Source organism: Streptomyces sp. SP18CS02 (assembly GCF_036322365.1).
Classification (GTDB): Bacteria; Actinomycetota; Actinomycetes; order Streptomycetales; family Streptomycetaceae; genus Streptomyces.
Genome location: NZ_JAQYXC010000013.1, coordinates 1 through 347, shown reverse-complemented (window position 1 = coordinate 347; position 347 = coordinate 1). Strand labels below are relative to the sequence as shown.

The 347-nt window shown below is 48.4% G+C and carries 1 protein-coding gene; it reads left to right on the top strand.

Annotated features, from left to right (window positions below; translation table 11 throughout):
• Positions 1-201 (top strand): hypothetical protein (locus tag PUR26_RS34445; protein WP_329867993.1); only part of this gene is annotated, 201 nt, incomplete at its 5' end.
• Positions 202-347: the final 146 nt, after the last annotated feature.

Genomic DNA, 347 nt, shown 5'->3' with positions numbered 1-347 from the left:
GGTGGTGGTGTTTTTTGTTTGGTTTTGGGGGGTGGGGGGGGGGTGTTTTTGGTTGTTGTGGTGTTCTTTGGGTTTTATTTTTTTTTTTTTTTTTTTTTTTTGGTGTTTTTTTTTTTTTTTTTTTTTTTTTTTTTGGTGTTGGTTTTTTTTTTTTTGTGGTTGGTTTTTTTTTTTTTGTTGTGGTTGGGTGCTCCAATTTAGTTGGGGGGTTTTTGTATGGTGAAAACAGGGTGGGGGGGGGGGGTTTCTTGGCTGGGGGGGTGGTTTTTGGTTTGGTGGGGGGTTTGGGGGGGGGGGGTGGGTTGGGGGGGCGGGCCCGGGGGCGGGGGGGGGGGGCGTGCGGGGTG